Genomic DNA, 26,853 nt, shown 5'->3' on the forward strand with positions numbered 1-26,853 from the left:
GAAGCCGTTCCTCGCCGTCAAATCCGTTGAGTTGGGATTCAGTTCGGTTGCCATCCGAGAACCGCTTGAAGCAGCCCGGACAGCTCGGGAAACATTACACATGGTTGAGCGTCGATGCAAATTCGGCCGCCCCTGTCGTTATAACCCCTTGTCAGGACCGGCTCAGTGGAAGTCGCGGGATCTCGTGGATACCGATAGGTCAAGTGCTTCCAACCGATCTGCCTGCAAACTCATCACCCCCTCGTCGCCTCTTTCCAGGATCCCCCGCACCACCAAGGCTCGCGACGTCCGGGCCACACGTCGGTGATGCCTCCATGCCCCCGGGGTGACGATGACGTTGAGCAGACCGGTTTCGTCCTCCAAGTTGAGGAAGGTCACTCCCCCAGCCGTCCCAGGTCTCTGTCTATGGGTAACGACTCCAGCAACTTCTATACGTCGTCCAGCCTCAACGTCACCCAGCCGGTCAACTCGCACCACACCTCGTCGATCAAGGACGCCCCCGACGTGGCGAACAGGATGGTCTGCTGTGCTGATTCCGGTGGCACGGATATCGTCACCTAGGAGATCCAGCTGAGTGGGTTCGGGAAGCAAAGGCGGTTGGGTCGCCACCTGAACATCCAGCTGGCCCGGTGCCACACCGTCGATCTGACCGATTTGCCACAGAGCACCGCGTCTGGAACCCACCAGGTCGTCGAAAGCACCGGCCAGGGCGAGGGCCTCCACCTCTTCCTCACTCAGTTCAACCCGACGAGCGAGATCGTCGAGGCTGGTGAAAGGTTCGCGGTCCCGCTCTTCAATAATCCGGGTGGCTGTCTCGGCACTGATGCCGGAGACGTCAGAGAGGCCCAACCGCACCGCGAAGTAGGTGTCTCGACGATGGCCACCGTCATCACGTCTGGGATCAAAAGGACCGATCTCGGACTCCTCGTGGTCATGAAGGCAGTCGTCCGTCCCCGTCTCGACACCACCGTCACGGGAACCCAGCAGTTCCATGTCAGCTCCTACTGACGACTTCGTCAGATCTGGACGTCGAGTCACCACACCATGTCGTCGAGCATCAGCCACCAGAGTCGCCGGGGAATAGAACCCCATCGGTTGGCTGCGCAGCAGGGCCGCAAGATAAGCCGCTGGGTAATGCAGCTTGACCCAGGCTGAGGTATAGACCAGTCCGGCGAAGCTCAAGGCATGAGACTCGGCAAATCCAAAATTTGCGAAAGACTCGATGCGGGCATAGATGTCCCGGGCAGTGACGTCGTCAATCCCATTGGCTGCCATCCCCTCGAAGAGCTTGGCACGCAGGGAGTCAATGCGCTCCACCCCACGTTTGGACCCCATCGCTCGACGCAGCAGGTCAGCGTCAGCAGCCGTGCAGTTACCGACTGTCGTAGCCATTTGCATGAGCTGCTCCTGGAAGAGCGGGATCCCCAGGGTGCGCTTGAGCACTGGTTCAAGCAGAGGGTGGGGATAAGTGATCGGTTCAGCACCCGTGCGTCGTCTGATGTAGGGATGCACTGCCCCTCCCTGCACCGGGCCAGGGCGGATGAGTCCGATCTCCACGGCCAAGTCATAGAAACACCGTGGCTTGAGCCGAGGCAAGGTGCCGATCTGGGCCCGGCTCTCCACCTGGAAGATACCGATGCTGTCACCGCGGCACAACATGTCGTAGATCCCGGGCTCATTACGCGGGATCGACGCCAGGGTCCAAGAGCGTCCGCAGTGCCGGGAGATGAGATCGAAGGAAATACTCAGTGCCGAGAGCATTCCCAACCCCAGCAGGTCGAACTTCACCAACCCCATCCAGGCACAGTCCTCCTTATCCCACTGCAGCACCGTGCGACCAGGCATCCGGGCTGGCTCGATCGGACAGATGCGTTCCACTGGTTCCTGGGTCAGCACCATTCCGGCCGAGTGGATGCCCAGGTGACGCGGTAGCCCCATCACCTGCTGGGCGAGGGCGACGACGTCGGCAGGAATCTCGGGGCCCTCGGAGCTCCGGGAGCCCGGCACCACTGATCGTCTCTCCATCTGACGCGACCACGCGTCCTGCTGCCCTTGGGAATAACCGAGGGCTTTGGCCGTGTCCCGGATGGCACTGCGCGGCCGATAGGTGATGACGTCAGCCACCTGGGCAGCGTCGCGGTGCCCGTACTTGGCGTAGACGTACTGGATGACCTCCTCACGACGTCGAGCGTCGAAGTCGACATCGATGTCAGGCTCCTCCTCGCGCAGCACCGACAGGAACCGCTCGAAGGGCAAGCCGTAAAACACCGGATCGACGACGGTGATGCCCAGCACGTAACAGACCGCCGAGGCCGCTGCTGATCCACGTCCTTGACACAAGATCCCCCGGGACCGGGCGGACTCCACGATGTCGGAGACGATGAGGAAGTAGCCGGCAAAGTCTCGGGCTTCGATGAGATCGAGTTCCGTGGCCAGTCGGTCCTTGGCCGCCGGATCGTCCCCATAGCAGCCCTGACGCCCCTCCTCCACCAGATGACGCAGCCAACTGATGGGAGTGTGACCTTCGGGCACCTTCTGATCGGGCAGACCCGGACGCACCGACCTCAGTTGAAAAGCCGTCCTCTCAGCCACCGCCACAGTGTTGTCCACCGCATCTCGATGACGGCTGAACAGATCTGCCATCTCCACCCCGCTACGCAGCCTCGCCACCGGGCCAGGAGGAAGCCAGCCGTCCATCTCGTCAAGACTGCGTCGAGCTCGCACCGCTGACAGAGCGCAGGCCAGCTCGAACTGTTCAGCACTGGCGTAGTGGGCAGCTGTCGTCGCCACTGTTGTCAGGCCGTGACGACCCGCCAGCTCAGCGAGGACGTCGTTGTCACGGGAATTGGTGGGAGCGCGATGATCGGTCAGCTCGACCAGGACGTTGTCAGTGCCGAAGAGATCAATCAGGTGATGAAGCTCGGCCTCGGCCTGCGGCACTCCCCTGGCCAGCCCTTGTCTCACTGCTCCTTTGCGACACCCGGTGAGGACAGTCCAGTGCCCGTCGGCCACCTCGGCCAGATGATTAAGATCATGGACCGGATGACCTTTCTGCCCTCCCTCGGCCAGATAGGCGTCGGTGAGGGCGCCTGCCAAGCGGCGATACCCCTCCGGACCGTTGGCCAGCACGAGCAGGTGGCTGCCCACCGGATCAGCCACCCCGTTCTGAGGCTCCGGCACTCCAATGGACAACTCCGACCCGATGATGGTGGGAAGGCCACAGGTTTCAGCCGCTTCAGCCATCCTGACGACTCCGTAGAGGCCGTCATGATCGGTCAGGGCCAGCCCTGACAACCCCAACTCCACCGCCCGGGTGACGAGGTCCTCCGGGCTGGAGGCACCGTCAAGGAAGCTGTAGGAGGAGTGACAGTGCAGCTCGGCATAGGGCACCACCGGCCCCTCGGGTCGGAGGGGATGACGGTCAAAGGGTTTACGGACGCGGCGATAGCCGGTCTGATCAGCATGGCTGTCCTGATGACCATTGGGAGGACGCCGTCCCGAGATGCGTCTTTCCAACTCTCTCCACGGAATCGGAGGATTGTGGTAACTCACCCCGATCACGCCTCGTCGTAACGAGCCTCGACCCACCAGCGGTCAGCCGATCCCGCCAACACCCACGCCTGTTGGTCCTCGGTGACCAGCTGCACTCGCTCCACGGAGACGGCCGGGGTGCTCCACCACCTTTGGTGCACCGGCCATGGCCCGGCCCATGCGATGACGCGCCGTCGCGACGTGCCGTCGTGAAACCATCCCGGGCTGATCGACGGTAGGTCGGACGATGTCGTCAGTGGCATGCCGTCGGTCGTCTCCAGCCGGGCTGGCAGCGGACGGGAATACACGATCCCGGGAGCTGGACCGTCGAGGTGGCCCGGCCAGGGGCGATCCACCGGACGCGCGTCCTCGGCAACCGTCCCGAAAGGAACCAGTCGGCGTCGGTCCTTGAGCATCCGACCACCGGCGACTTCTCCCACCAGGACCCCTTCGGGGCCCAGCCTCTCCTGCAACTGGGAGATGACGTGGACGAGATGCTCGGCGGGCCTGGCCCCAAACAATCCCTCGGCCGCCTCGCCCGCACGATGGATGGTGGGAACGATCCGCACCGCCTCAACGCCAGACTGGCAGAACTCATCAGCACCGAACTCGTCAATGCCACGCGGAAGGTCATCGAGTTGACGCGACAGCCGAGCCAACAGATCGTCACCGCTGAACTGCCACGGTTGACGCCAGGTGCGCTCAGACAATCCCGTGGTGGCTCGGATGAGAATGCGGGCCTGGGAACATACCCGGCCGTCGGCTGCCAAATTTGCCATGAACTCCTCCACCACAGGACGCACCACGGTCACCACCTGTGCGCCGAAAGGTTCCGGATCGTCAAGGACGACTTCCATGGCGTCGTCGTCCTCGGGCCGGTGTGCCGACAGCACAGCGGCGTCCATGCCACGTGCCCAATCGTGGGCGCGCTGACCAACCTCCGCGAACCGCTGGACGACATGTTGACGGTCCAGACCGGCGAAGGAGCCAACAGTCGTCAGACCGAGCTGGCGCAAGGTCCGAACCAATGCCTCATCGGCTTGTCCGGTACGCGCCAGAACCGAGACGTCGCGGGGAGCCAGGAAGTCCCTGGACGTCCCGGGACTGAGGATCCTCGGGTCATGACTCTCGGGGCCGGCCACATCGGTGGCAGCCACCTCTGCTGCGAACAGTCCGTCCGCCACCGAAATTCCCGCATCCGCGTACCCGATCCGAGTCAGCACCTCGGACATGCGCTGCGCAGCGGCGCGTTCCCCACCATAAAAACGAGCAACTCCGCGAGCAGCCACCGCGGCCACCCCTGGTCGCACTACGTGGACCGAAGGCGCCACTGACCTCTCAATCTCGCGAACCACCTCGTCGAAGAGGACCTCCTCAGAGGCAGGATCGTGAGACACGACAACGGCGTCTGGACAGCGCAACTGGGCAGCTCTCACTCGCAAACCAGGGACCACTCCTTCCTCGGCTGCTCGGGAACAGCAGTCGACGACGACCCCGCGATCGACGACCAGAAGAGGGGCATCCCCAGACTGACGTCGAGACGCCGCCACGATTCGCCACCCGGGAATCACTGCCATGAGGACACGAACCGGGGCTGCACTGAGCCGTTCAGCAAACATCAGTCACCTCCTCGGCAGGATGCACCCCGGTACCGGTACGAACGAGCCGCACGGAATGGTTGTGGTGATGCCTCACCACCGTCACCTCAAGTTCCTGAGCCGACAAACAGCCATACCCCTGGCCGAGCCCTTGCCACCCCATGGTGCGGACGTCAATTCGAGCAGCAGGGTTGGGCCACGGTCCCAGCACCACCAAGGTCGAGCCCCGAGAACGCAGCCTGGCCGTCAATCGTCTGCTGGCCGCCATCGGCAATGGTGGTGGGGCCGTGGCGAGAACGACGTCAAGGCCCTCGACGAGGGTGGCCACCGTCTCAAGCCAGTTCCCCGGATGGGGCACGAGCACCAACCTCGACAATTCCACCCCCCACTGCCGAGCTGCCTCGACACTGAGTTCGGGAAGTCCGACCACCCCACACCAGCCATGGGTGAGAAGCCCCAGCCCGACTGAGGACGCACCATCCAGCCGGTACACCGCGGGCATGAGTCCACCGGGGAAAAGAGGCTGAAGCAACGGGTGGATGGCATGTCCGTTGGGAACCTCCAGACCATCGACACCACGGCTCACCAACTCCTCGATGTCAACCATTACGCACCCCCTCGTCCGGCACTCGTCAGCCCCTCGTAGCTGACGGGAATTACCGTGACACGCGTGCCCGACAGGTTTCCCGACACCCATCTGGAACAACAACGAACAACCTTGTCAACCAGTTTTTGGAGACCGTAGAAACCTCCTCGTCGTCGGCGAATCGCACCAGGACCGTCCCCCCCTCCTGCCATGATTGGGACCATGACCTCGTCACCTGGAAGACACCGCACCTCCCCGCGGCTGCAACTGGCCCTGCTGGCCGGGAGGACAGCTGCAACAGCCTCTCGCCTGGCCGGGAGGGGCTCAGGAGCATCAATCCGTGGTCGGGTGACGATGACGTTGGCTCCCCGCGCCTTGCCCGAGCTGCTGGCAGACCGTCGCGTCGCCAGTGTCACCGGCACCAACGGCAAGACCACGACGACCCATTTCCTCACCGCCGCGGTGAAAGCTGGGACTCCTGACGGCCAACGAAACGTCGTCACCAATGCCGATGGGGCCAACCTGCATCACGGCATCGTCTCGGCCCTGGGAGAAGCCCCTGACGCCACCATCGCCGTGTTGGAGACCGACGAGAGAGTCGTCGCCGACGTCGTCGCGATGGGCAACCCGGAAGTACTGGTCCTGCTCAACTTCAGCCGTGACCAGCTCGACCGTAACCACGAACTGACCTTCCTGGGACGCGACTGGCGCGCTGCCCTGGAAGGGGCCGCCGAGCATGGCCCGACAGTGGTCGCCAATGCCTGCGACCCACTCATCGTGTGGGTGTGCCAGAAGGCTCGTCAGGTCATCTGGGTGGACACCAAGCCTCGCTGGACCGCTGACTCGACGCTGTGTCCCAACTGCGACGCCGTCCTCACCCATGGCGAGGACGGATGGGATTGCCCCGGATGTGAGCTGAGTCAGCCTGCTGCCGACTGGTGGGTAGAGGACCACGACGCCGTCGAGGCCTCCGGGAGACGATTCCACCTCGATGTCCAGGTGCCCGGTTCCTTCAACCTCACCAACGCCACCTGTGCCCTTGCCGCGGCCATCCACATGAGCATCCAGCCCGAGGACGCGCTGCGCGGGATCGCCACGGTGGAGTCCCCCGCCGGCCGCTATGCCACCTGCACCATCAGCGGCACCCATTGCCGCCTACTGCTGTCGAAGAATCCCGCCGGCTGGACCGAATCCCTGCCGCTGACGACCTCCGATCCGCTGGTACTCGCCATCGATGCGGTGGCCGCCGACGGTAAGGACGTCTCCTGGCTGTGGGACGTTGATTACGAGCAGCTGGTCGGACGAACCGTCATCTGCACCGGCCCGCGTGCCCTCGACCTGGCCGTAAGGCTGCAATACGCCGGTGTGAAGCACGTCGTCATCGAGGGTCTCGCCCAGGCCCTCAGCTCCCCACTGCTGGCCGGCAAATGGGACTCTGACCATCCCATCGACGTGCTGTCGACCTACACCCCCTTCCAGAAACTGCGCCGACTCGGAGGACTGGCATGAACACCGACCGTCCCAAGATCGTCCTGCTGTACCAGTCCCTGCTGGGTATTTACGGCGACCACGGCAATGCCGTCGTCCTCACCAAGAGGCTGCAATGGCGCGGTATCGACGCCGAGCTCGTCACCGTCGAGCCCGGCCAGAAGGTGCCCACTGACGGGGCCATCTATCTGCTAGGAGGCGGCGAGGACACCGCCCAGATCACCGCTGTCCGAGAACTCAAGGCCGATGGCGGACTGTTCACCGCCCTCGACGACGGCGCAATGCTCTTCGCGGTGTGCGCCGGCTACCAGATCTGTGGCAAGTCCTTCACCATCGGAGCCCGCGACGAGGTCATTGCGGGGCTCGGGCTTCTCGACGCCGAGACCCGACGCGGCCCGGAGCGTGCCGTCGGGGAGGTTCTACACATCTGGACCCAGCCCGACGGGAACACCTGCTCGATCACCGGTTTCGAGAACCACGGCGGCTGGACAGAACTTGGTTCTGACGCCAAGCCGCTGGCTGCTGTCGAGGTTGGTTGGGGCAACGGCAACCGTCGCGACGAAGGAGCCGTGCAGGATCGTGTCATCGGCACCTACCCGCACGGACCGGTTCTCGCACGCAACCCTCAACTCGCCGACCATGTGCTCGAAATAGCTCTAGGACACCATTTGGAGCCCCTCGACCTGCCCGAGATCACGGCGTTGAGACAGCGTCGAATCGATGCCGCACGCACCGGCCGGCCATGAACTCGTCACCTCGGTTTTGCATCTTGGCCGAAGTCCGCTAATGTTTTTTCTCGCCGGCGCTGCTAGCTCAATTGGCAGAGCAGCTGACTCTTAATCAGCGGGTTCAGGGTTCGAGTCCCTGGCGGCGCACCGGAACGGAAGCCGTTTCATCCTGGAGACAGGGTGGAACGGCTTCCTTCATGTTCACATTCTGTGCCCCTAGTCTACCTTCTCCCGATGTCAGAGATTGTCCAGCCACCAGCAAACGGCAATCCCAGGACACCGCTCGGATCGGAGCAATACCCTCCTTCCACAACGATTCAGACTGATCCAGTCATCTACCAACACCGCTCTGACCACCCCGGTGGAGGGAACGCCCCTCAATCCCACTTGTCGTGCACAATCATTCAGGTTCATCACAAAACGACGTGCACACATGCCGGACAGTCGGTGTAATATCCTGTCTGAGGTTGTGACCTATCGCACCTGCAGGAAATCGCTGATGCGTACGTGATGTCGCTGTCGACATCGCCCAGTTCAAGGAGGAAGAAGTCACATGACGCACTACACACACTCCCGCCGGGCCTTCATCCAGGGCTCCGTCGGAGCACTGGCGTTCGGTGCCTTGGCAGCTTGTTCCAACGGAGACTCGAAGGACTCCGGATCCAACAAGCCCGCAGCCAAGGGGGCAGACTTCACTGGTGAGGGCCCCATCAGCTGGGTGCAGGGCAAGGACTTCTCCGGTGGAATGGTCCAGAAGCGCATTGATGAGTGGAACAAGAAGTACCCCAAGGAGAAGGTCACTCTCATCGAGCTGTCCTCGGAGGCCGACCAGCAGCGTCAGTCCTTCATCAACGCCGCTCAGACGAACTCTGCCGCCTACGACGTCATTGGCCTCGACCTGGTGTGGGTTGCCGAGTTCGCGGCCAACCGATGGATCGTGGAGATCCCGCAGGACATGAAGCCCGAAGGCGTCATTGACTCGGTGTGGGAGACCGGTTCGTACCGCGGCAAGCAGTTCGCCGTTCCGTATGTCACTGACGCCTCGATCATGTACTACCGCAAGGACTTCCTCGAGAAGGCCAAGGTCGAGGTTCCCAAGACCTGGGAAGACGTCAAGAAGGCCACCGAGGCCGTCCGCAAGCTCCCCGGCATGCAGGACATCGGTGGGTTCGGCGGCCAGTGGGCCAAGTACGAGGGCCTCACCTGCAACATCTCTGAATTCATCAACACCTGTGGTGGTGCGATCGTCGACGACTCCGGAAAGGTGACCGTCGACTCCCCCGAGTCCATCAAGGGCATCCAGACCGCCGTCGACGCCTTCAAGTCCAAGCTCATCCCGACCGCAGCCCTGGAGTGGAAGGAAGAGGACAGCCGTAACGGCTTCGAGTCCGGCAAGGTCCTCTTCCTGCGCAACTGGCCTTACCAGTACGGCAACAACATGAAGGAGCTCGGACCCGACAAGTTCGGCGTCGCCCCGCTGCCCTCCATCGACGGCAAGGACTACATGCCGACCCTGGGCGGCCACAACTGCGCCATCACCACCAACTGCAAGAACAAGGCCACGGCCCTCAAGTTCGTCAAGTGGTGGACCAACCAGGAGTCCGAGCAGTACAACCTCGAGAAGCAGTCCAACGCACCGATCTACGGCGAGTTGTACACCAAGGACGAGAACGTCAAGAAGCTCCCGTACCTGCCGACCCTGAAGGCCTCTCTGGACAGCGCCAAGGGCCGTCCGCATGCCGTCGCCTACGGTGATGTCACCGCGGCCATCCAGGACGCCATCTACCCAGCTCTCCAGGGCAAGACGGACGCCGAAAGTGCTGCCAAGCAGCTGGCCGACAAGCTGAAGACGATCATCAAGAATTGATCGTCACGCAGAACTAACCGCATGAGTACGGCGGGGCGGGTCACTCACCCCGCCGTATCCATGACATCGCTCGCACCACCCGGCGGACAACGCCGGGGACAAGGAGCTTCACATGACCACTGCAGCAGTGGAGAAGACCAACAACCGGTCTTCTCGGGCCAGGGCCCAGGAACACCTGGCCTTGGCTCTCATCACGCCAACCCTCATCGCCCTGACGATCGTCATCGTCATCCCAGTCATCCAATCGGTGAAGCAGGCCCTCTATGGCCAGCCCGGTCTGGATCCCGAAACTGGATTCGTCAACGACACCGAGCCGTTCGTCGGGATGAAGAACTTCACCGACATCTTCACCGGCTCCGGAGATCGATTCTGGAACGCGTTCTGGAACACCACCCTCTTCGGTGTCGTCACGGTCGTTCTCGAGACCGTCCTGGGCGTCATCATGGCGCTCATCATGCATCGGGCGATCGCTGGACGAGGCGTCGTCCGAGCCGCCATCCTCGTCCCCTGGGCCATCCCTACAGCGGTCTCCGCCATTTTGTGGGGATGGATCTTCAACCAGAACGGTGTCGCCAACGCCATCCTCGGTCAGCACATCATGTGGGCCTCGGGCAACTGGACGGCCAAGTGGTCGATCATCATCGCCGACGTCTGGAAGACCGCCCCGTACATCGGTCTGTTGACACTGGCAGGTCTCCAGGTAATTCCCACCGAGGTCTACGAGGCCGCCAAGGTCGATGGCGCCAATGCCTGGAAGAGATTTGTCTCGATCACCTTGCCATTGGTCAAACCGGCCTTGGTCGTCGCCGTGCTGTTCCGGACCCTCGATGCCCTGCGCATGTTCGACCTGCCGTTCATCCTCGTCGGCCCGCGCAGGAAGTCGGTCGAGACGCTGTCGATGCTGGTCCAGGACGAGGCCTCGAACCTGAGGTACGGTGCGGCCGCAGCGTACGCGATCATCCTGTTCCTCTACGTGTTCATCATCGCATTTGCCTTCATCAAGATCCTCGGCGCCGATCTCGTCGGTGACGAGCACAAGCGCAAGAAGATGAAGGCCACCACCTTCGTCAATGGCGGACGCCCTGGTGGACGTCGTGCCCGGGAGAAGGCCAACGCTGCACAAGCCGCAGCTTCGAGTGGCAAGGAGGTGTCGTCATGAGCACCGCTACTGCAACTGCACCGGGAGCCATCGATCAGGAGACCCACCACAAGAACGCCTGGGTCAAGGTACTGCCGGTCATCGGCATCGTCCTCATCGTCGTCTACTGCCTGGCACCCTTCTACTGGATGGTCGTGTCCTCGCTGCGTCCTGACAACGAGATCTTCGACAACACGTGGTGGCCAGCTCACCCGTCGCTGGAAAACTACCAGGCCGTCTTCCAGCCAAACAACAACTTCCTGCGCGGGCTGGGGAACTCGCTCATCGTCTCGATCTCGGTGACGATCATTGCCCTGCTCATCGCCACCTTCGCCTCCTACGCCCTCGCACGGCTGGACTTTCGTGGCAAGGGCGGATTCCTCATCCTCATCATTGCGACGTCGATGTTCCCACTGGTGGCCATCATCGTCCCGTTGCTGAAGAACTTCTCGGCATGGCACTGGATCAACACCTACCAAGCCATGATCATCCCCGATCTGTCCTTCTCACTGCCTCTGGCCGTGTGGAACCTGACGACGTTCTTCAAGCAGATGCCCGACGAGCTGGAGCAAGCCGCGATGATCGATGGCTGCTCCCCCGCCCAAGCATTCCGCAAAATCATCCTGCCGCTGGCTGCCCCCGGCATCTTCACCACGGCGATCATCGTCTTCATCGGTGCGTGGAACGAGTTCCTCGTCGCCGTCACGATGATCAACGACCCGAAGATGGAACCTGCCACGGTGCTGCTGTCGAAGTTCACCGGTGCTTCCCAGTTCAACACCCCGTTCGGTTCCCAGATGGCCGCCGGCGTCATCATGACGGTGCCGCTGGTCATCATGGTGCTGGTCTTCCAGCGCCGGATCGTCGCTGGTCTGGCTGCCGGTGGTCTCAAGTGATACCTGCCGGACACAACATAGTTCGGCCCCGGTCCACGACGGACCGGGGCCGAATTGATACTGGATCGGTGCGGTCGATCAGCTCATGCCGAACCGATCCGATCAGGCAGCACCCTCCTCACGCTCGGCAGCGGCCTGTGCACGCAGCACAGCAGCCTGCTTCAGCATCTTCTCCGCAAGGTTACTCACCGACGAGTCATCGGTGTCGAGCTTGCCGTACTTCTTGGCATTCTTCTTACCGAGCTTGGCGTTCTTCTTGGCAGCCTTGGCATCGTCCTTGCGACGCTGCTTAGCCTCCTTGCGAACCCGCTTGGCCTCGGAGAGCTGCAACTTCTCGAGCTTGCGGCGAGCAGTGGTTCCGGTGGCGCGACCGACGATCGCGCGCAGCACGATGATGCCGACGATGCCGGCAGCGAGCGCACCCCCGGCAATGCCGATACGATCCATCCGCCAGCCGTGCTCGCCCTTGACCTGGCCCTTGACCTGCTCGAATTCGCCCTGCACGTAGTCACGGGCGCGATCGGTGGCCTCGCGCTTGAGGGTGGCCGGATGCACCTCCTCCACGAGGCCCTCCACCCCGGCCGCCAGACGAGCACGAGTCGCTGCAATGTCCCGCCTGATCTCATCAGCGGAGCGCTCGTCCTTCGCCTTCGACTTGCTATCAGCCATGTGACCCCTCCTGGTGCCGTGTCTGCGCTTTGCGCCGACGTAGGCGCGGCGCTGGTCTGGCAACAGCCTATATCGTTGAGGCCATGAGCACCCGTCTTGAGCCCGGTAATGCGGCCCCTGATTTCACTCTGCCCGCCGCTGACGGCAATCAGATCACCCTTTCCGACTTCGCTGGCAAGCAAGTCATCGTGTACTTCTACCCCGCAGCCATGACGCCTGGGTGTACCACTCAGGCCGTCGATTTCACGGCCCATCTGGACGACTTCGAGGGCGCCGGCTACGAGATACTGGGCATCTCGCCCGACCCGGTTGCCAAGCTCCAGAAATTCGTCGCCAAGGAGTCCTTGACGTTGACCCTGCTCTCCGACGAGGACAAGGACGTCATGAAGGCTTACGGCGCTTACGGAGCCAAGAACGTCTACGGTAAGGAGATCGTTGGGGTCATCCGTTCCACCTTCGTCGTCGATGTCGGTGCGGACGGTTCGTGCAGGATCATTGAAGCCCAGTACAATGTTCGGGCCAAGGGCCATGTCGACAAGCTCTGCAGGGAGCTCAAGATCGACTGCTGATTCGGGAAGACCGAGGGCCTGCGGTGGCCCGGGGGCCGCGACGCCCCCCTATGCCGGAGTGGTGGAATTGGTAGACACGCAGGATTTAGGTTCCTGTGCCTTGTGGTGTGAGGGTTCGAGTCCCTTCTCCGGCACCGTGTGACGAACATCGTCGTCGTCACCACGGCAGAGACGTACCGGCGTCTCGTTGGCAGGGGCGAAAGTAACCGTCGATTCATTCCACCAGGGCTGAGACAGCCCATGGACCTCCCACGTCGGCCAGCGCAACGCACCAATGACGACGAACCGCATGCCCCCATCCCGTCATCGTTGTAAAATAACTTTCAACCCCAGCTAGTTATTAAAGGTGGCAAACAATGGCGTTCGGAGCCTTCGACAACCAGATCACCCGCCGTGGCTACGTCACAGCCCAGATGGACGAGATCTGGTCAGAACGATCGACAGTGCAGAGCTGGTATGACGTCGAGGCTGCACTGGCTCGAGTCCAGACCGCGATCGGCATGATCCCGGAGGGAACCGGGGCTCGTATCACCGAGCAAGCTCAGGCCACCGATGCCGCCATGGAGCAGATCTTCGGCGGGGGGACGGGCAATCCCTTCGCTCTTGGCCTCGACGCGCTGCGCTCCGCCCTTGACGACGACCGCCGTCCCTGGGTCCACTACGGTGCCACCACCCAGGACATCCTTGACACTGCCCGCGGCCTCCAGATCCGGGACTCCCTGGACCTCATCGACGACTGCACCGACAAGCTCCTGGCGCGTATCCGTGACCTTGCCGGCGTCCATGCCAAGACCCTCATGGTGGCACGCACCAATGGTCAGCATGCCGTCCCCACCACCCTCGGAATGCGGTTCGCCCGCTGGGCCGCCGATCTCGAACGTTCCCGTGATCGTCTCACCGAAACCCGGCAACGTTGTCTCCTGGTGCAGTTCTCGGGAGCTGCTGGAACCTATGCCTCGATGGGGGAACACGGCACCACCGTCGCCATGGGAGTCGCAAAGGAGCTGGGTCTGGTGTGCGAGCTCATCGCCTGGCACGCTTCCCGCGACGGACTCACCGAGCTGGCATGTAACCTTGCCATCCACGCCCAGACCCTCGCGAAGATCGCCGAGGACCTCTACGACATGCAGCGCACCGACTTCCAGGAAGCCGCTGAGGCCCTCGACCCCCATCTGTCCGGGTCGAGCACCATGCCGCAGAAGCGCAACCCTTTCTCCACGATGAAAATCACGGCAGCCGCTCGTATGGCTGCTGGTGCCGCCGCGACCGTCCTCACCAACCCCCCTGGCGACTTTGAGCGAGACCATCGTCAGCTCGAGGTCGAACGCGACGCCATCCCCCGCATCCTCGCGGCGGTCGACGGAGCAGGACAGAAGCTCCTCGAACTCCTCGACGTGCTCGAGTTCAACGCCGGCCAGCTCGACGTCAATGCCCGTCGCGAAGGAGTTCTGCTCGTCAGCGAGGGAATCATGATGGAGCTTGCATCGCGGTTGGGTCACGAAGGAGCACACGACCTCCTCCAGGAATTCTCAGCCGCTTATCGAGCTGCCGGAACCAGCCTGCGCGAGTTCGTCGATGCCCGACCGGAGATCGCCGAAAAACTTGATGGCATCGACCTTGACGAGTTGTCCGACCCGTCGTCGTACACCGGTCTGTCTGCGGAACTGTCACGGCGTGTTGCTGCTGGTCAGCCGCACACTGGAACCGGTGTCACGGAGTGATGAAGACTCCCAGCTCGTCGAAGAGCTCCTGCATCCTCTCGACCCGCGAGCGTTCCATCTCTGGGTCTGCAGGGGCCAAGGCGGCCACCAGCGACTCCAACAGGATGAGATAGCAGGCCCGGGAGCGGAAGGCCGTCGAGGATTCCGATGCGACCAGCAGGACATGATCTGCGTAACGACGCATCGGGGTCGACGAACGGTTCGTCAACAGGATCGTCGTCATGTCACGCTGATGGAACATCCGCAGGACCGACTCAACCATCCGCGAATGCCGGTCAAATACCGAGGCCAGCAGGATGGCGTCGTCGGGAAGATCGATGAGCTGATGGGCCATCCGATCCGTCGATTCCAACAGGACGACCTCGCGACGGTAGTAACGCACCAACATCTGGAAGTAATCGAGCAGCGGATGGCCGCTGGCAGCCGCAACGAGGTAGAGCGGGCGTGAATCGTCGCGAAGTACCTCGACGACGCGGTCGAAAGCTTCCCCGTCCATGGAATTGAGGCCGACGTCGATGCTGCGACGAGCAGCATCCATCTTGGAGCGCCACATCGCCCCGGGCTCATTGATGGTGGGGCCATTCGTGGTGCGATCGCTGGGAAGATCGAAATTGACGGCCACTTCGTCGCGGAGGCTGCGTGAGAAGTCACGGAAACTGGCGTACCCGAGTTTGCGAACAAAACGGGTCACGGACGCAGTTGACGCACCTGTCGCAGCACTGATCTCGTCGAGGTTCTCCAGAGCCAGATGGGGAAATGAATCTTCAAAATACTGAGCAATGACAGCATCAGTCGGCGTCATCGCCTGCAACTCCCCCAACCGGGCGTACAGGCCGTCGCACGCCGAGCCCGTCGACTCAGCCATCGTCATCTCCTCCGCGGTTGAGAGCATGCTAGGACCGCCGACGCAGCCCTAGCAGCCATGAATATTACCCGTGGATCAGATGAGGATGAGACTTGAGGCCATCATGACGATGAAACCGACGAGCGTCGGGAGCGCAGTCCGCCTCACGACGGCCATCGGGGAGATCCCGGCAGCTCCAGCCACCGTGATGACCACACCCGAGATGGGCGACACCGAGCGGAACAAGCCACCGGCGAACTGCATCGGTGTCACGAGGTTCGTCGCGTTGCCTGACAAGCCGCTGGCGATACCGGAAGCCAGCGATGCGAAGGACGTGAAGGACCCGACGCCAGAACCCGTCAGGAAGGTCACCAGACCGACGACCAGGGTGAACAAGATCGCCATTCCCCACAACGGCAGACCGATCCCCTCGGCCCCACTGACGAGCAACTTGATGACGCCGGCCTGCTTGAGGCCCTCGGCGAAGAGCTGCGCCGTGATGATGAGGGACACCACCTTGGCGAACATGTTGCCCATGCCGACGAACATGGTGTTCGCGTCGGTCAGCACTGCAGAACGGTCATGGTTACGAATGAGCTCGACGATGACGGCAAGCACCCACACCAGCAGGAACGCTGACACCGTCGAGAGCTGGATGGATTTGACAGCAAGCGGACTGAAGACGACCAACAGGATGATCGGCAGGAGCAGGAAGAGGGCGTACCACGTCGGCGCCACGCGGCCCGAGGACTTGTGCTCATCACTGCGTTCTCCGGCCTCGTCCTCACCCTTGCGATCCAGACGGCGCTGGACGAAGAAATGGGTGATGGCAACCGCGATGATTGTCGGAATTGCCACGGGCAGCTGATGCTTGACGAAGTACACCGCAGGAGAGAGACCGACTGTGTGGGCGGCCAGGATCTCGGTTCCAGTGGCCGGTCCGATGGGCATGGCACTCGTCGTCGCAATGACGGCGGCACCGGCCGCCGGGCTCACGCCAGCCGCAACGATGATCGGCATCATGACGACAACCAGCAGCATGGCCAGACCGGCGGCGCTCGGAATGACCATGAACAAGAGCTGTCCGATGACGTAGGCCAGCACGAGGATGAGGTAGGGCTGCTTCAGCTTGGTGATCGGGGTGATGACGAGTCGGACAAGCGCTTCCGTGGCCCCCACCCGATTCATGTATGCCGAGAAACCACCGGCAGCCATGATGATGAGTCCAACGCCAGTGAGCTGATCCTTCGCGATGGATTCGATCATCCCGACGATGTCGAACCAGACGCTGCCAGAACTCTCCTTGCCTTCCAGCAGCGGAACCGAAGGCCTGAGAATCACCCTGATGAGCAGCAGCAACAGTCCGGCTCCAAGCAAAACCAGCACTGGCTTGTATCTCTTGACCAGCAACCAACCGGCCGCAACCGTCACGAGCAGTGCACACACCGCCAGCACAGCTGTCATGATGACTCCTTCGTCAACCCATCACCGTTATGAAACTTTAACTACGTCATCGACGTTGACAGAAACAATACTAACATTGCCTCAGCTGGCGACGCCGCTTTCGATGGCACTGCCGCCTCCTGTGCAGTCCGTGCCCACAGGAACCAACAACAAGGAGCAATGATGCACTCAGCAACCGCGATGCGACGATCACGATCAGCGGTACATGTCCTTATCTGTCTCCTACTCATCGTGGTTGGAGCTGTCGGATCAAGCCTCGTCCAGACTGGCGGCGGCCACATCAGTGTCCAAGGCCTCATGATCCCCGGTAAGGACGGAGCAGTGGCCAGTGCCGATCTTTTCCGACCCGACACCGCAACAGCAGAGCGCAAGGCCCCTCTCATCATCGTGACACCAGGGTTCCAGCGCACCCCGGATTCACCTGGTCACGATGTGTTGGGAGATATTGGATCCATGATGTGTTTTCGTCGAGTTCACACAAACTCTTGCGCTTCCGCGATATCTCGTACCGTCATCGCGTTGGCCACTGTGATGGCCTGCTGGATACCGGCTCCGGCTGCCTTCGGACAACCAACTCCGTCAGCTTCAGCGCCAACGACGGCGGCCGACTGCACCGCTCACAATGGAGTGTGGGTGGTCGTGGACATGCCCGACGAACCCCTCACTGCGGGGTGCGCGCAGCGACCCTCCGACGGCATGGATGCCCTGCACCAGATCGGCGTCGATGTTCGCCAGCCGCCATCCCAGCCCGGCCTCGTCTGCGAGCTCCAGGGCCGTCCCGAGGACGCCTGCTCGCATGGCGGCTATGACAAGTCCACTCGTCAATTCTGGTCGTACTGGCACGCCACCTCCCCCTCGGATCGGTGGACGTTCTCCTCGAAGGGGGCAGCGCAGTATCACCCTGTCGCAGGCTCCGTCGAGGGGTGGAGATGGGGCACCGGGAAAGGGGTCCCTCCTCGACAGATCACCACCGCTCGCAAACCACCCGCCATGCCTCCCGAACGGGGGCACGGATCGGGTCCTCTCACCACCATCGGCGTGATAGTGGCGGTCATCGCCTTGGGTGCAGGGGTGTGGTGGGCACGCCGGAGGCAACCCCGCCAAGACACAGAATGATTCTGATGAGCACCGTTCAAGAGAAGGGGCTACGCTCTGGCGACGCCGCAGATCTCACCAACCCTTTCTATCGGGGACTCCACCGGCCGTCCGGGGCGTGGACGCGCTCGGAGCATGCTGGGGCGATCCGTTCTGGTCCTGGCTGCTACGGCGTTGCTCGTTGAGAGCCTGCTGGTTCCTTGCGAACAGACGTTTCTGCCGTTGCTGCTCGGAATCCTTCGTCTTGGGTGGCTCTTTTTCCTGGGACTGTGAGCCCTGCTGTGCCTGATCCATTTCCTGGTCAAGGCGTTTCATGGTGGTGGACTGCTCGGTCTTCTGATCAGCTGAGGTCTGCCGGGTGTGGGACTGGGGTGCAGTGGTTCTGCCCTGGCACCTGAGCCGTTGCGCAATGTGCTTGGCCTCCCTCAACGTGCCGGCCTTGGCCGTGCCACGGTTGAGGTTCTGCATCGTGGTCGACTCCTCCATGGTCCACACCAAGTTCATGCCCACCCGGCACCTCTGCCCTTCCGGTGCCAGCTCGAGGGCGGTACGGAGATCCTTCTCGGCGTCGGCGTATTTGCTCTCAGCAGCCCGGCTCGTTCCGCGGTCGTAGCTGGCGATCCACGGTTCGGTGACGTTGAACCTCATGTTCGCCCCGAAGTAGCGCTCGGCCTGGTCGTACTGCTGGGAGGTGAAGGCCCCGCTGCCGAGCCGGTCACACACCAAGGTGGCGGCGAGTCGGCACGCGGTGAGCACGAGAACGGCGACGAGCAGCGCCGTCACCCCGACGGTGAGCCGGCGTGCCCGGCGAGCCCGGCTCTGGCTCATCACCTCTCGCCAGGAGCGTCGCGGATCGGTCTGACGTGTGTGGCGAGGGCCTCTCATAGGACGTCCTTTCGTGCCCGGCGCAGTTGGCGAGCGCTCATGGTCAGCTGGACGGCGACGTCGGCCGCAGCGACGAGGCCGAGGATCCACGCCAGGTCCGTACCCGCGTTCACCTGCTCCTCATGGGTGGTGCGGTTCAGCGATATCTGGGGCGGGGTGAGCGTCCTGCCAGGTGACCGAGCGGCGAACGACAGACCCGCCTGACGAGCGGCGCTGGTCAGCGTGGTGTGGTCAGCGTGGGAGATGGCCTTGCGACCGTGGTAGGTGACGTCGTTGGAGTCGAAGGCCGAGCGGGCCATCGGTGCCCCCTTGGCGGTGCCGTAGCCGTAGACGGCACCGTTGGTCACCAGAGGTTTGAGTGCTGCGAAGGAGCCGGGGGCCTTGGTGGCCGTCTGTTCCCCGTCGCCCAGGTAGAAGACCATCCTGGTGGCCTGAGGCGCCGATTCTCGGGCCTTCCGCAGGGCGTCGACGGCGGTGGGCACCCCCACACCGATGTCGGTGCCGGTGCCCTTGGTGTCCTCACGCCAGGTGAGGGAGTTCGCTGCGGAGACGATCGTGCCGGTGTCGGTGGTCGAGGCCACCGCCACCCGGGCCTCGTTGTCGAAGGTGACGAGGGTGAACCGGGCACCCCTGAAGACCGAGGCGAGCTGCGCGATGTCGCGAATGGCCCCGGAGAGACGCGTCTTGTTCCCGTTGTCGCGGGCCGCCATCGAGGTAGTTGTGTCGACCATGATGACGATGTCGGCGTCCACGCTTGAACTTTGACGACCGGACTCGCCCACCACCGGGTGCAGGCCGATGAGCCCGACGAGCACGGCCAGCAGGATGTCCAGGATCGTGGTGGCGGTCCTGCCGCGAGTGTGGCGGCCCTGCACACCGAACCACACGGCGACGATGAGCATGATGACAGCGAGTGCCACCGCGATGGGGTGAGGATGCCAGCTCATCGTTCCTCCCGTCGTCGAGCGATCATGGCCCCCAGTCCCCCAACGCCGATCATGAGGGCCCCGGGCCAGGGCATGTCGTAGGAGCGATGGCTGGCCATGGCCATGACTGCTCTCTTGGCCTGGGCCTGGATGCGGTGGGCGACGTCTGCCGTGTCGGCCTGCCCATCGGAGGGGATCGTCAAGGTCTGGCCGTGGGTACGCAACGCCTGCTGGTGCAGCTCGTCACGAGCCGCCCGGTAGTCGGGATCGTCATTGGCGGGCACGATGCCGAAAACCATGATGTGGCGTTTCACAGCCAAGTCGACGGCCTGGGGCACGGTGTAGACCGAAGACCCGGCAACCATGTTGTCGGTGGCGAGCACGATGCTTCGAGAACGGGGCTGGTCAAGCTGGTCGAATCTGCTGATGCAGGAAGCCAGGCCGTCGCCGACCAGCGAGCCGCCTGGGCCGTATCGCACCCCCGGATCAAGATCTGCCCGACCGAGCCGTTCTCCGGCCTGTTCCAGCCCGGCCTTGACACTGTCACGGTCATGAGTGAGGGGGAACACCGTCACCGACGAGGAATCGAACATGACGAATCCGATCCGGTCATCGCTGATGTGGTCGGCCAGCTGGATGTAGGTGTTGATGACCTGACGGTCCACCCCCTCCATCGAACCCGACACGTCAAGGCACAGCATGACGTCACGGGTGCGTATCTGACGATCATCATCGTCGATCCCCTGCAATCTGGCGGCCACCAGGCCGGCTCCGCAGACGGCCACTCCCCAACACACCACCGCTATCACCAGACATCGCACTCGCCGCCGGGCGTGGTCCCGGTAAGCAGGAAGGGCACGCAGTCGGTCGGCATGCGCCACTGCAAGCCGCTCGACGCCCTCGTGACGGCGCAGCACCAACCCGATGAGGACCGTCACAGCGGCCGCGACGACGACGATCGGCCACATCCACCACCACATCAGGTCCATGAGCGCACCGTCCTCACGGCATCGGCCAGCAATTCGTCAGTATCGACGCCGTGGCCCCTCGGGTCGAACTCCACCGCATAGCACCGTTCAACGACCGCGACGACCGGTTCCAGCCGCGGATCCTCCTCGGCATGACGGGAGAGTTCGTCCAACCCCTCGTAGTCCAGGTCGCTGCCACAGGCGAGCGCGGCGAACCTGCGCAGGGCCATGCTGATGCCTCGACACACGGTACGGTCTGGCTCGCCACGTCGGTAGGCGCCCTCGGCGGCATCAAGGTCTCGCAATGCGGTGGCACGGATCGTCTCCAGCGTTGCCGGCCCTCCTGCCATGGCTGCGGCGTCGATTCTCGTCAGGACGCGACGACACCCCCACAGCACGGCTGCGGTCGCGACCAGGCAGCCAAGGACCACCCACCACCATTTCGAGTCGTGGGAGACGGGCGGGTACAGGTCCAGGGCGGACAGCAGCCCTGGCGAGGCACTAGTGACGGGAGGCATGACGCATCCTCTCGAGGAGTCGGACGATCGCGGCAACCGAGTCGTCCACGTCGGCAACGGACTCGTGGATGATGCCGAGCCGGTCCAAGGTGCGGCCGCGACGTCTGGCCCGCTCCTGCTGGGCGGCCACGGCCTGCTCACGCACCTGCCGATCCCGGGCCACGAATCCCGGGACGGGTTGACCGGTTGCCTGGTCCCGGGTGGGCACGGTGGCCAGGGCCGGATCGGTGAGGTCGAGGTCGGACACCTCGATGGCGAGCACCTCGTGGCGGGCGCACAGACTCGCCAGGGCATCCACGTCTGCAGGACGGGGATCCCAGTCGTCCAGCACGACAACGACGATGCAACGACGGCGCAGCCCCGAGGCGGTCAGGTCGAGCAGCTCCACCAGATCGGGATCGGGTGTCTCCAGGCGGCATCCGGCGTCGAGTCCGGCGAGCATGTGCTCGATCTGTGTGTCCCGGTACGACGGTCGCGCCACGCTCGGACCGTCCTTGCCCGGGGCGATGACCGTGACGTAGTCGCCCTGGTGGCACGCCACCCATGCCAGCACCCCGATGGTGGCAAGCACCACGTCGATCTTGGAATGGGTGAGTGTGGCGGCACTGGCCAGTGATCCACCGCTCGGCACGACGAACGCGAGGGTGTGCCTGCGCTCGGCCCGGTAACTCTTGATGAGCAGCTCCCCGGAACGTGCCGAGGACTTCCAGTCGATGTCCTTGACGTCGTCGCCGGGCACGTAGGAGCGCAGGTCGTCGAAGTCCATGCTGCGCCCGGTGGTCATCGACGCGTACTGGCCGTCGAGCAGACCCATGACCAGACGCCTCGGGTACAGCCCCAGGCGTCCTTGGACAGCTGTGAGGTACGCCATGGTCAGGGGGTGGGCACGGCGCCGAAGATGCCGTCGATGATCTCCTCGACGGGCACCTGGGTGGCGACGGCCTCGAAGGTGAGGATGAGTCGGTGACGAAGGATCATGTGGCGCATCGCCCGCACGTCGTCGGGGATCACGTGGTCACGTCCGTGCATGAGTGCATGGGCACAGGCTGCCTCGACGAATGCGATCGTGGCACGTGGGCTGGCACCGTACTCCAGGTAGCGGGCCTGCTCCTGGGGAAGATACTCGCCGGCATGCCGGGTCGCATGGACGATCTGGACGATGTAGTGCAGCAGGGACTCATCCACGTGGACACGTCGCGACAGACCCTGCAGCCACAGCACGTCGTCGCGACTCACCACTGCCGACACGGTGCGTGACTCGAGTGCGCCGGACTTGAGGCGGCGCAGCATCTCCACCTCGTCGGCGGGCAAGGGGTAGTCGACGATCACCTTGAGCAGGAAACGGTCCATCTGCGCCTGGGGCAGGACGTAGGTGCCCTCCTCGTCGATGGGGTTCTGGGTCGCCAGCACCAGGAACGGGTCGGGCATGGGGTACGTCTTGCCCCCGATCGTCGCCTGCCTCTCCTGCATGGCCTCGAGCATGGCGGCCTGCGTCTTGGCGCTGGACCTGTTGATCTCGTCCAGCAGCACGACGTTGGCATGCACCGGGCCCAGCTCGGTGGTGAACGTGCTGCTGCCGGGGTTGAACACCTGGGTGCCGATGATGTCGCTGGGCAGCAGGTCGGGGGTGCACTGCACGCGCGAGAAGCTGGCATCGACGGTGGAGGCCAGGGTGGAGGCTGCCAGCGTCTTGGCCAGGCCCGGCACCGATTCCAGCAGCACGTGACCCCCGCCGATGAGTCCAACGAGCAGTGCCGTGCGCAATGCCTCCTGACCCACGACCTTGGAGTCGAAGGCTCGCGAGATCGTCTTGACGAGACGACGTGCCCGGTCCACCTCTGCAGGATCGATCCTCGACCCCGTCGTGCTGGACTCGCCCCTCGCGACGGGCGTGCCGTTTCCTCCGAGCCCACCGTGTCCGCCGAACTCGCCACGTCTGTCAGGTTCGCCGCGGCGGGGACGGTTTCCTGCCGTCCAGCCCGCCTTCGCCATGTTTCTGGTCGTCTCTGCGCTCACGCTGTGTCCTCCTGGTCCGTGAACCATGCCTTCGTCCTTGTCCTTGCCTGTTCTCGTCGCTCGACTGCCTCGGAACTGATCGGTGTGCTGCGGCTTGTCGGGGCCTCGTCGGTGCGCCGGTCGGGACTGCCCCAGGCGGTGCGCAGCGCCCGGATCGTCGGTGCGCCGATGATGATGACGCCGAGCAGGGTGCACACGCCACGGGTGAGGTCGATCCCCATTGAGGTGCGCACCGAGTAGCGCACAAGCCGTTGGATCGTCTTCGTGCTCGACAGGCCGGTCACGAAGGCGTCGGACGTGTTCTGCCCGACGGTACCGGCCTCGTCGGTGGGCCATCCGATGAGGTTGAGCATCACGCCCAGCACGGGGCCGCACAGCACGGCCAGTGGCCACGAGAGCAACCATGCCGGTCTGGTCGGCACCCGCACCAACACCGAGCCGATGAGCCCGGTGAACCCCCACGCCAGCATCTGTCCGGGCAGCGGCGCGTCGACCGTGCCCACCAGCATGCTGGAGACCAGACATGATCCGGCTCCCACGAAGAATCCTGCCGACGGCCCGGCAGACACCCCGACCAGGAAGGGCAGGATGAACACCGGCTCCACGCCGAACACCCGCGGCGACATCGTCACCCGCACCAGCGAGTTCACCACGACGAGGCACACCAGCAGCCCGACCCGCCAGACCCGACGGCCGTCATCGATCCATCGACACACCGCCAGCAGCACGAGACCTGCCGTGAGGAACAAGGCCATCGCCTGGGCCTCGACGGTGGCCTGCTGTCGGGTCCCCGCTCGCATCGAGTCGATGAGCGGGATGGCGAGCCACACCCCGGTCGCCACGGCCAGTATCGCCGTGACGATTCCACTACACCAGTTGCGCATGGGCCCAGCCCTTCCCCGAACCAGCCCCCGGGACCAAGGTCAGATCGGCTGTTCTGACAACGTGGCAGCCAGGAAACACCTGGGCCACCTGAGGTGGGCAGGGAAGATCGTCCACCACGGAGCCGGGGCGTCCGTCGGCCACGACCTCATGTTCATCGACGACCAGCACCCGATCGCACCATCGGGCCACCAGGTCAATGTCCCGACACGCCATGATCACGGCCGCCCCCCGTTGCCGCACCGCCTTCACCAGACGATCACCGCTGGCGGCGTCGACCGCCCATCCCGGGTCGATCCACAGCACGACCTCACCATCTGCGCACGCCAACACGTCGGCCAGCAGACGTTGTTGGCCCTCGCCGTGCTCGACGCCGCGACGCGCACCCACCGGCCCCAGCACCTCGTCGGCCAGCTCCATGCTCGCCCCGACCGAGCGATCGGATCGACGGTCGACCAGGTCGCAGGCCCGCCGCACACTCGTCTGACGCAGCAGGGTGTGCAACAGACGATCGCCGGGACCAGACGGATTCACCGTGGCAGCCAGACGGCGTGCCACCCGATGCGCCTGAACCGGGTCGTGGGACACGACTCCCAGCACCTGCCCGGCACGCACGTCGACCAGCCCGCCGGACAGCCGCAGGTCTGCCGGGTCCACGCGGGCGAGTATCGGCCCCTCGGACTGCTGCGGGTGGGGAAACGACATTGCGGTGACCGCCGCCGCAGCGAAGTGGTCGTGGGCCTGGGCCGGATCGGTGAAGAACTGCTCGCCCGACCGTCCAGCCATCTGTTGCAGGGGCGTCGGTGGCAGCTGGCTGGACGACCACGACGGGGCAGCCGTCTGCTGGACGTGCCCGTCGACGATCTCCACGACACTGTCGGCGACTCCCAGGGCGTGTTCCAGGGCATGCTCGGCCCACACAACGATCCGACCCGCCCGGGCTGCACGGGCGATGCAGGAGGCGGCACGAGACCGCCACACCGACGTCATGGGTGCCAACACCTGGTCCAGCAGCAGCACCGGTGCCTCGGAGGCGATGCCCTCGACCAGTGCCATGCGGGCCGCCACGCAGGCCGGCATCCGTGCCGCCGGTGTGCCACACCACCGGGTGAGCCCCAGCTCCTCGATGATGCTGCGCAGCTCGACGTCATGGGCCGTGAGGTTCGCGGGGTCGATATTGCCTCCCAGCGGACGGTGCCCCACCATCGTCATGAGGGGACGCAGTTCGGCACGACTCATCTGGTCGATCCGTCGCCCAGACAGTCGGACCACGCCACGTCGGCGCACCACCTGTCGATCCCGGTAGCCTGCGACGAGACGCAGCAGGGTCGTCGACCCGCAGCCACTGCGGCCCGCGACAAGGGTGATTCCCTGCCCTGCCCACACACTGACGTCGTCCAGGATCCGGCCGACCCGCGAGACATCCACACACATCAACTCAACCTCGAGCACGTCGACCTCCAGCGTTGAAGGTGACCGTCACGGCGACCGCACCGAGCACCACGGCGACACACAGCACGACGGGCATCCCGCTGGGCGTCGTCAACGCAGCATCATCCCCCGTGCGATCTCGGACCAGCCATGCCACGAGCGTTGCGATGGCCGCGAGGACGAGGGCGACGTCCACCAGACGCAGCCGCCCCACCCCGGGCAGCCCGTGCACCATGAGCACCACCAAACCGACCAGTGCCCACAGACCGGCAACGATCATCAGGGCACGCTCCCAGTAGGGGTCCACGGCGGCACCGTGCCACAGCGTCCAGCCCGTCATGGTCTGGCGGACGCACGCCAGCAGCACGGCGAGTGTGCCAGCCACCGCCAGCACCCGGCACCAGGACCGTGGCGATCTCACAAGCCGGGCCTCCTCCCATCGATCCTCGATCTCGCGGCCACGATCAATGCCGTCGACCAGGGCCTGCAGACGCGAGGTGCGCAGGCCGTCGCGGCGCAGCCGGACCCGATCGGCCACCGCCACCGAGACGCCCTCTGCCATGCACATCCCTGGTGCCATCACCCGCGCTCCCCGGCCCAACCAGCACATGGCCAGGTCGAGCCAGTCGTGGGCGGGACGCAACTGCACCAGCACCGCCCCGGCAACCACTGCCACACACGCCTGCACGGCATGATTGGCGGCGTTCAGCGTCGGGCCGACGTGGACGACACCTCCGATCTGCTGGCTGCCGATCAGGATGGACGGCAACGTCACCACGATGCCGCCGGTGGTCGTCACATGACCCAGCACACCGGCCAGGAGCAGTGCCCAGATGACGACCAGCACCACGCAGATCTCGCGGACAGGCCGCCACACGGCTCGTCGGGGACCACCTGCCACCGCCGCGACCACGCACAGCGCCACCAGAGCCGTCAGTGACACCACGAGTTGATCTGCCATCCACGCCACGGCCACCAGCGAGACGACCCACAGCAGGGCCGTCAGGGGATGCACGCGTTTCATGCTCGTCCT

General features: G+C 64.0%; 23 protein-coding genes, 2 tRNA genes and 3 pseudogenes. 12 read left to right on the forward strand and 16 right to left on the reverse strand.

Features of this window, described 5'->3' with window-relative positions:
- Nucleotides 1–162: 162 nt before the first annotated feature.
- From HMPREF9153_RS01190 to imuA', 3 genes are read right to left on the reverse strand one after another with little or no spacing between them, the layout of a single operon-like run.
- Nucleotides 163–3,552 carry an error-prone DNA polymerase gene (locus HMPREF9153_RS01190; RefSeq protein WP_169311827.1) on the reverse strand — a complete coding sequence of 1,130 codons (3,390 nt, stop codon included), beginning with the start codon at nucleotides 3,550–3,552 and terminating at the stop codon, nucleotides 163–165.
- A 5-nt stretch (nucleotides 3,553–3,557) separates the two neighbouring features.
- Nucleotides 3,558–5,150, reverse strand: a complete 1,593-nt coding sequence (locus HMPREF9153_RS01195; protein WP_004808814.1) for a Y-family DNA polymerase — start codon at nucleotides 5,148–5,150, stop codon at nucleotides 3,558–3,560.
- The gene (imuA', locus tag HMPREF9153_RS01200) at nucleotides 5,140–5,736 is read right to left on the reverse strand and encodes a DnaE2-dependent mutagenesis accessory factor ImuA' (protein WP_004808815.1); all 597 of its coding nucleotides are present in this window, start codon (nucleotides 5,734–5,736) and stop codon (nucleotides 5,140–5,142) included. The genes HMPREF9153_RS01195 and imuA' overlap by 11 nt, the downstream gene beginning before the upstream one ends.
- Nucleotides 5,737–6,069: 333 nt before the next feature.
- Here imuA' and HMPREF9153_RS01205 point away from each other — a divergent pair, with 333 nt between their 5' ends.
- The 6 genes from HMPREF9153_RS01205 to HMPREF9153_RS01230 all read left to right on the forward strand — a co-directional run bounded on the left by HMPREF9153_RS01205 (nucleotide 6,070) and on the right by HMPREF9153_RS01230 (nucleotide 11,832).
- Entirely contained in the window at nucleotides 6,070–7,224 is a 1,155-nt protein-coding gene (locus tag HMPREF9153_RS01205; RefSeq protein ID WP_036979524.1) for a Mur ligase family protein, read from the forward strand.
- A complete protein-coding gene (locus HMPREF9153_RS01210; protein ID WP_004808817.1) occupies nucleotides 7,221–7,949 on the forward strand; it encodes a type 1 glutamine amidotransferase in 729 nt (242 codons plus the stop codon). Before HMPREF9153_RS01205 ends, HMPREF9153_RS01210 begins: the two co-directional genes overlap by 4 nt.
- A 56-nt stretch (nucleotides 7,950–8,005) precedes the next feature.
- A tRNA-Lys gene (locus tag HMPREF9153_RS01215) sits at nucleotides 8,006–8,078 on the forward strand.
- A gap of 406 nt (nucleotides 8,079–8,484) precedes the next feature.
- Nucleotides 8,485–9,798 carry an ABC transporter substrate-binding protein gene (locus tag HMPREF9153_RS01220; RefSeq protein ID WP_004808819.1) on the forward strand — a complete coding sequence of 438 codons (1,314 nt, stop codon included), beginning with the start codon at nucleotides 8,485–8,487 and terminating at the stop codon, nucleotides 9,796–9,798.
- A gap of 112 nt (nucleotides 9,799–9,910) precedes the next feature.
- The gene (locus HMPREF9153_RS01225) at nucleotides 9,911–10,957 is read left to right on the forward strand and encodes a carbohydrate ABC transporter permease (protein WP_004808820.1); all 1,047 of its coding nucleotides are present in this window, start codon (nucleotides 9,911–9,913) and stop codon (nucleotides 10,955–10,957) included.
- A complete protein-coding gene (locus HMPREF9153_RS01230) occupies nucleotides 10,954–11,832 on the forward strand; it encodes a carbohydrate ABC transporter permease (RefSeq protein WP_004808821.1) in 879 nt (292 codons plus the stop codon). Before HMPREF9153_RS01225 ends, HMPREF9153_RS01230 begins: the two co-directional genes overlap by 4 nt.
- A gap of 102 nt (nucleotides 11,833–11,934) precedes the next feature.
- On the opposite strand, the gene HMPREF9153_RS01235 is transcribed toward HMPREF9153_RS01230, so the two are convergent.
- The gene (locus tag HMPREF9153_RS01235) at nucleotides 11,935–12,501 is read right to left on the reverse strand and encodes a DUF3618 domain-containing protein (protein ID WP_004808822.1); all 567 of its coding nucleotides are present in this window, start codon (nucleotides 12,499–12,501) and stop codon (nucleotides 11,935–11,937) included.
- An 83-nt stretch (nucleotides 12,502–12,584) separates the two neighbouring features.
- Here HMPREF9153_RS01235 and bcp point away from each other — a divergent pair, with 83 nt between their 5' ends.
- The 4 genes and pseudogenes from bcp to HMPREF9153_RS01250 all read left to right on the forward strand — a co-directional run bounded on the left by bcp (nucleotide 12,585) and on the right by HMPREF9153_RS01250 (nucleotide 14,791).
- Complete coding sequence (gene bcp / locus HMPREF9153_RS01240; protein WP_004808823.1) at nucleotides 12,585–13,070, forward strand: thioredoxin-dependent thiol peroxidase; 486 nt, start codon at nucleotides 12,585–12,587, stop codon at nucleotides 13,068–13,070.
- Between the two features lie 52 nt (nucleotides 13,071–13,122).
- A tRNA-Leu gene (locus HMPREF9153_RS01245) sits at nucleotides 13,123–13,204 on the forward strand.
- A 222-nt stretch (nucleotides 13,205–13,426) separates the two neighbouring features.
- Nucleotides 13,427–13,624 (forward strand): annotated as a pseudogene (locus tag HMPREF9153_RS12535) (lyase family protein); the annotation flags it as partial.
- 6 nt (nucleotides 13,625–13,630) lie between these two features.
- Complete coding sequence (locus tag HMPREF9153_RS01250; protein ID WP_238993161.1) at nucleotides 13,631–14,791, forward strand: lyase family protein; 1,161 nt, start codon at nucleotides 13,631–13,633, stop codon at nucleotides 14,789–14,791.
- Here HMPREF9153_RS01250 and HMPREF9153_RS01255 read toward each other — a convergent pair.
- Together HMPREF9153_RS01255 and dcuC are read right to left on the reverse strand one after the other, a co-directional pair.
- On the reverse strand, nucleotides 14,781–15,656 hold the full coding sequence (locus HMPREF9153_RS01255; RefSeq protein ID WP_015582309.1) for a MurR/RpiR family transcriptional regulator: 876 nt from the start codon (nucleotides 15,654–15,656) through the stop codon (nucleotides 14,781–14,783). The two genes, HMPREF9153_RS01250 and HMPREF9153_RS01255, sit on opposite strands and share 11 nt — an antisense overlap.
- Before the next feature lie 75 nt (nucleotides 15,657–15,731).
- A complete protein-coding gene (dcuC, locus tag HMPREF9153_RS01260) occupies nucleotides 15,732–17,099 on the reverse strand; it encodes a C4-dicarboxylate transporter DcuC (protein WP_004808826.1) in 1,368 nt (455 codons plus the stop codon).
- Between the two features lie 162 nt (nucleotides 17,100–17,261).
- Between dcuC and HMPREF9153_RS12100 the strand changes: the two are divergent.
- A pseudogene (locus HMPREF9153_RS12100) lies at nucleotides 17,262–17,519 on the forward strand (hypothetical protein); the annotation flags it as partial.
- A gap of 165 nt (nucleotides 17,520–17,684) precedes the next feature.
- Here the strand turns inward: HMPREF9153_RS12100 and HMPREF9153_RS12375 are convergent.
- A complete protein-coding gene (locus HMPREF9153_RS12375; RefSeq protein WP_174266623.1) occupies nucleotides 17,685–17,942 on the reverse strand; it encodes a hypothetical protein in 258 nt (85 codons plus the stop codon).
- Between the two features lie 33 nt (nucleotides 17,943–17,975).
- On the opposite strand from HMPREF9153_RS12375, the pseudogene HMPREF9153_RS13005 reads away from it, so the two are divergent.
- Nucleotides 17,976–18,215, forward strand: a pseudogene (locus tag HMPREF9153_RS13005) (hypothetical protein); the annotation flags it as partial.
- A gap of 54 nt (nucleotides 18,216–18,269) precedes the next feature.
- Here HMPREF9153_RS13005 and HMPREF9153_RS01270 read toward each other — a convergent pair.
- From HMPREF9153_RS01270 to HMPREF9153_RS01310, 9 genes are read right to left on the reverse strand one after another with little or no spacing between them, the layout of a single operon-like run.
- Nucleotides 18,270–19,079, reverse strand: a complete 810-nt coding sequence (locus HMPREF9153_RS01270) for a hypothetical protein (RefSeq protein ID WP_023031804.1) — start codon at nucleotides 19,077–19,079, stop codon at nucleotides 18,270–18,272.
- On the reverse strand, nucleotides 19,076–20,026 hold the full coding sequence (locus HMPREF9153_RS01275; protein WP_004808829.1) for a vWA domain-containing protein: 951 nt from the start codon (nucleotides 20,024–20,026) through the stop codon (nucleotides 19,076–19,078). Before HMPREF9153_RS01275 ends, HMPREF9153_RS01270 begins: the two co-directional genes overlap by 4 nt.
- A complete protein-coding gene (locus tag HMPREF9153_RS01280) occupies nucleotides 20,023–20,994 on the reverse strand; it encodes a vWA domain-containing protein (RefSeq protein ID WP_004808830.1) in 972 nt (323 codons plus the stop codon). The genes HMPREF9153_RS01275 and HMPREF9153_RS01280 overlap by 4 nt, the downstream gene beginning before the upstream one ends.
- Nucleotides 20,985–21,491, reverse strand: coding sequence for a hypothetical protein (locus tag HMPREF9153_RS01285; protein ID WP_004808831.1), 507 nt, complete (start codon nucleotides 21,489–21,491; stop codon nucleotides 20,985–20,987). The genes HMPREF9153_RS01280 and HMPREF9153_RS01285 overlap by 10 nt, the downstream gene beginning before the upstream one ends.
- Entirely contained in the window at nucleotides 21,475–22,362 is an 888-nt protein-coding gene (locus tag HMPREF9153_RS01290; RefSeq protein ID WP_004808832.1) for a DUF58 domain-containing protein, read from the reverse strand. Before HMPREF9153_RS01290 ends, HMPREF9153_RS01285 begins: the two co-directional genes overlap by 17 nt.
- A 2-nt stretch (nucleotides 22,363–22,364) precedes the next feature.
- A complete protein-coding gene (locus HMPREF9153_RS01295) occupies nucleotides 22,365–23,483 on the reverse strand; it encodes an AAA family ATPase (RefSeq protein WP_004808833.1) in 1,119 nt (372 codons plus the stop codon).
- Nucleotides 23,484–23,503: 20 nt separating this feature from the next.
- Nucleotides 23,504–24,391: an ECF transporter S component family protein gene (locus tag HMPREF9153_RS01300; protein WP_004808834.1), complete on the reverse strand. Its 888-nt coding sequence runs from the start codon at nucleotides 24,389–24,391 to the stop codon at nucleotides 23,504–23,506.
- Nucleotides 24,375–25,841 carry an ATP-binding cassette domain-containing protein gene (locus HMPREF9153_RS11685; RefSeq protein WP_004808835.1) on the reverse strand — a complete coding sequence of 489 codons (1,467 nt, stop codon included), beginning with the start codon at nucleotides 25,839–25,841 and terminating at the stop codon, nucleotides 24,375–24,377. Before HMPREF9153_RS11685 ends, HMPREF9153_RS01300 begins: the two co-directional genes overlap by 17 nt.
- A complete protein-coding gene (locus HMPREF9153_RS01310; RefSeq protein ID WP_023031807.1) occupies nucleotides 25,828–26,844 on the reverse strand; it encodes a hypothetical protein in 1,017 nt (338 codons plus the stop codon). Before HMPREF9153_RS01310 ends, HMPREF9153_RS11685 begins: the two co-directional genes overlap by 14 nt.
- Nucleotides 26,845–26,853: the final 9 nt, after the last annotated feature.

The organism is Cutibacterium avidum ATCC 25577 (genome assembly GCF_000227295.1).
Lineage (GTDB): Bacteria > Actinomycetota > Actinomycetes > Propionibacteriales > Propionibacteriaceae > Cutibacterium > Cutibacterium avidum.

Coding starts and splice junctions, on each gene's coding strand:
- HMPREF9153_RS01195 (WP_004808814.1), bottom strand. CDS start 5,150: ATGTTTGCTGAACGGCTCAGTGCAGCCCCGGTTCGTGTCCTCATGGCA.
- imuA' (WP_004808815.1), bottom strand. CDS start 5,736: ATGGTTGACATCGAGGAGTTGGTGAGCCGTGGTGTCGATGGTCTGGAG.
- HMPREF9153_RS01205 (WP_036979524.1), top strand. CDS start 6,070: ATGACGTTGGCTCCCCGCGCCTTGCCCGAGCTGCTGGCAGACCGTCGC.
- HMPREF9153_RS01210 (WP_004808817.1), top strand. CDS start 7,221: ATGAACACCGACCGTCCCAAGATCGTCCTGCTGTACCAGTCCCTGCTG.
- HMPREF9153_RS01220 (WP_004808819.1), top strand. CDS start 8,485: ATGACGCACTACACACACTCCCGCCGGGCCTTCATCCAGGGCTCCGTC.
- HMPREF9153_RS01225 (WP_004808820.1), top strand. CDS start 9,911: ATGACCACTGCAGCAGTGGAGAAGACCAACAACCGGTCTTCTCGGGCC.
- HMPREF9153_RS01230 (WP_004808821.1), top strand. CDS start 10,954: ATGAGCACCGCTACTGCAACTGCACCGGGAGCCATCGATCAGGAGACC.
- HMPREF9153_RS01235 (WP_004808822.1), bottom strand. CDS start 12,501: ATGGCTGATAGCAAGTCGAAGGCGAAGGACGAGCGCTCCGCTGATGAG.
- bcp (WP_004808823.1), top strand. CDS start 12,585: ATGAGCACCCGTCTTGAGCCCGGTAATGCGGCCCCTGATTTCACTCTG.
- HMPREF9153_RS01250 (WP_238993161.1), top strand. CDS start 13,631: ATGGAGCAGATCTTCGGCGGGGGGACGGGCAATCCCTTCGCTCTTGGC.
- HMPREF9153_RS01255 (WP_015582309.1), bottom strand. CDS start 15,656: ATGGCTGAGTCGACGGGCTCGGCGTGCGACGGCCTGTACGCCCGGTTG.
- dcuC (WP_004808826.1), bottom strand. CDS start 17,099: ATGACAGCTGTGCTGGCGGTGTGTGCACTGCTCGTGACGGTTGCGGCC.
- HMPREF9153_RS01270 (WP_023031804.1), bottom strand. CDS start 19,079: ATGAGAGGCCCTCGCCACACACGTCAGACCGATCCGCGACGCTCCTGG.
- HMPREF9153_RS01275 (WP_004808829.1), bottom strand. CDS start 20,026: ATGAGCTGGCATCCTCACCCCATCGCGGTGGCACTCGCTGTCATCATG.
- HMPREF9153_RS01280 (WP_004808830.1), bottom strand. CDS start 20,994: ATGGACCTGATGTGGTGGTGGATGTGGCCGATCGTCGTCGTCGCGGCC.
- HMPREF9153_RS01285 (WP_004808831.1), bottom strand. CDS start 21,491: ATGCCTCCCGTCACTAGTGCCTCGCCAGGGCTGCTGTCCGCCCTGGAC.
- HMPREF9153_RS01290 (WP_004808832.1), bottom strand. CDS start 22,362: ATGGCGTACCTCACAGCTGTCCAAGGACGCCTGGGGCTGTACCCGAGG.
- HMPREF9153_RS01295 (WP_004808833.1), bottom strand. CDS start 23,483: ATGGCGAAGGCGGGCTGGACGGCAGGAAACCGTCCCCGCCGCGGCGAA.
- HMPREF9153_RS01300 (WP_004808834.1), bottom strand. CDS start 24,391: ATGCGCAACTGGTGTAGTGGAATCGTCACGGCGATACTGGCCGTGGCG.
- HMPREF9153_RS01310 (WP_023031807.1), bottom strand. CDS start 26,844: ATGAAACGCGTGCATCCCCTGACGGCCCTGCTGTGGGTCGTCTCGCTG.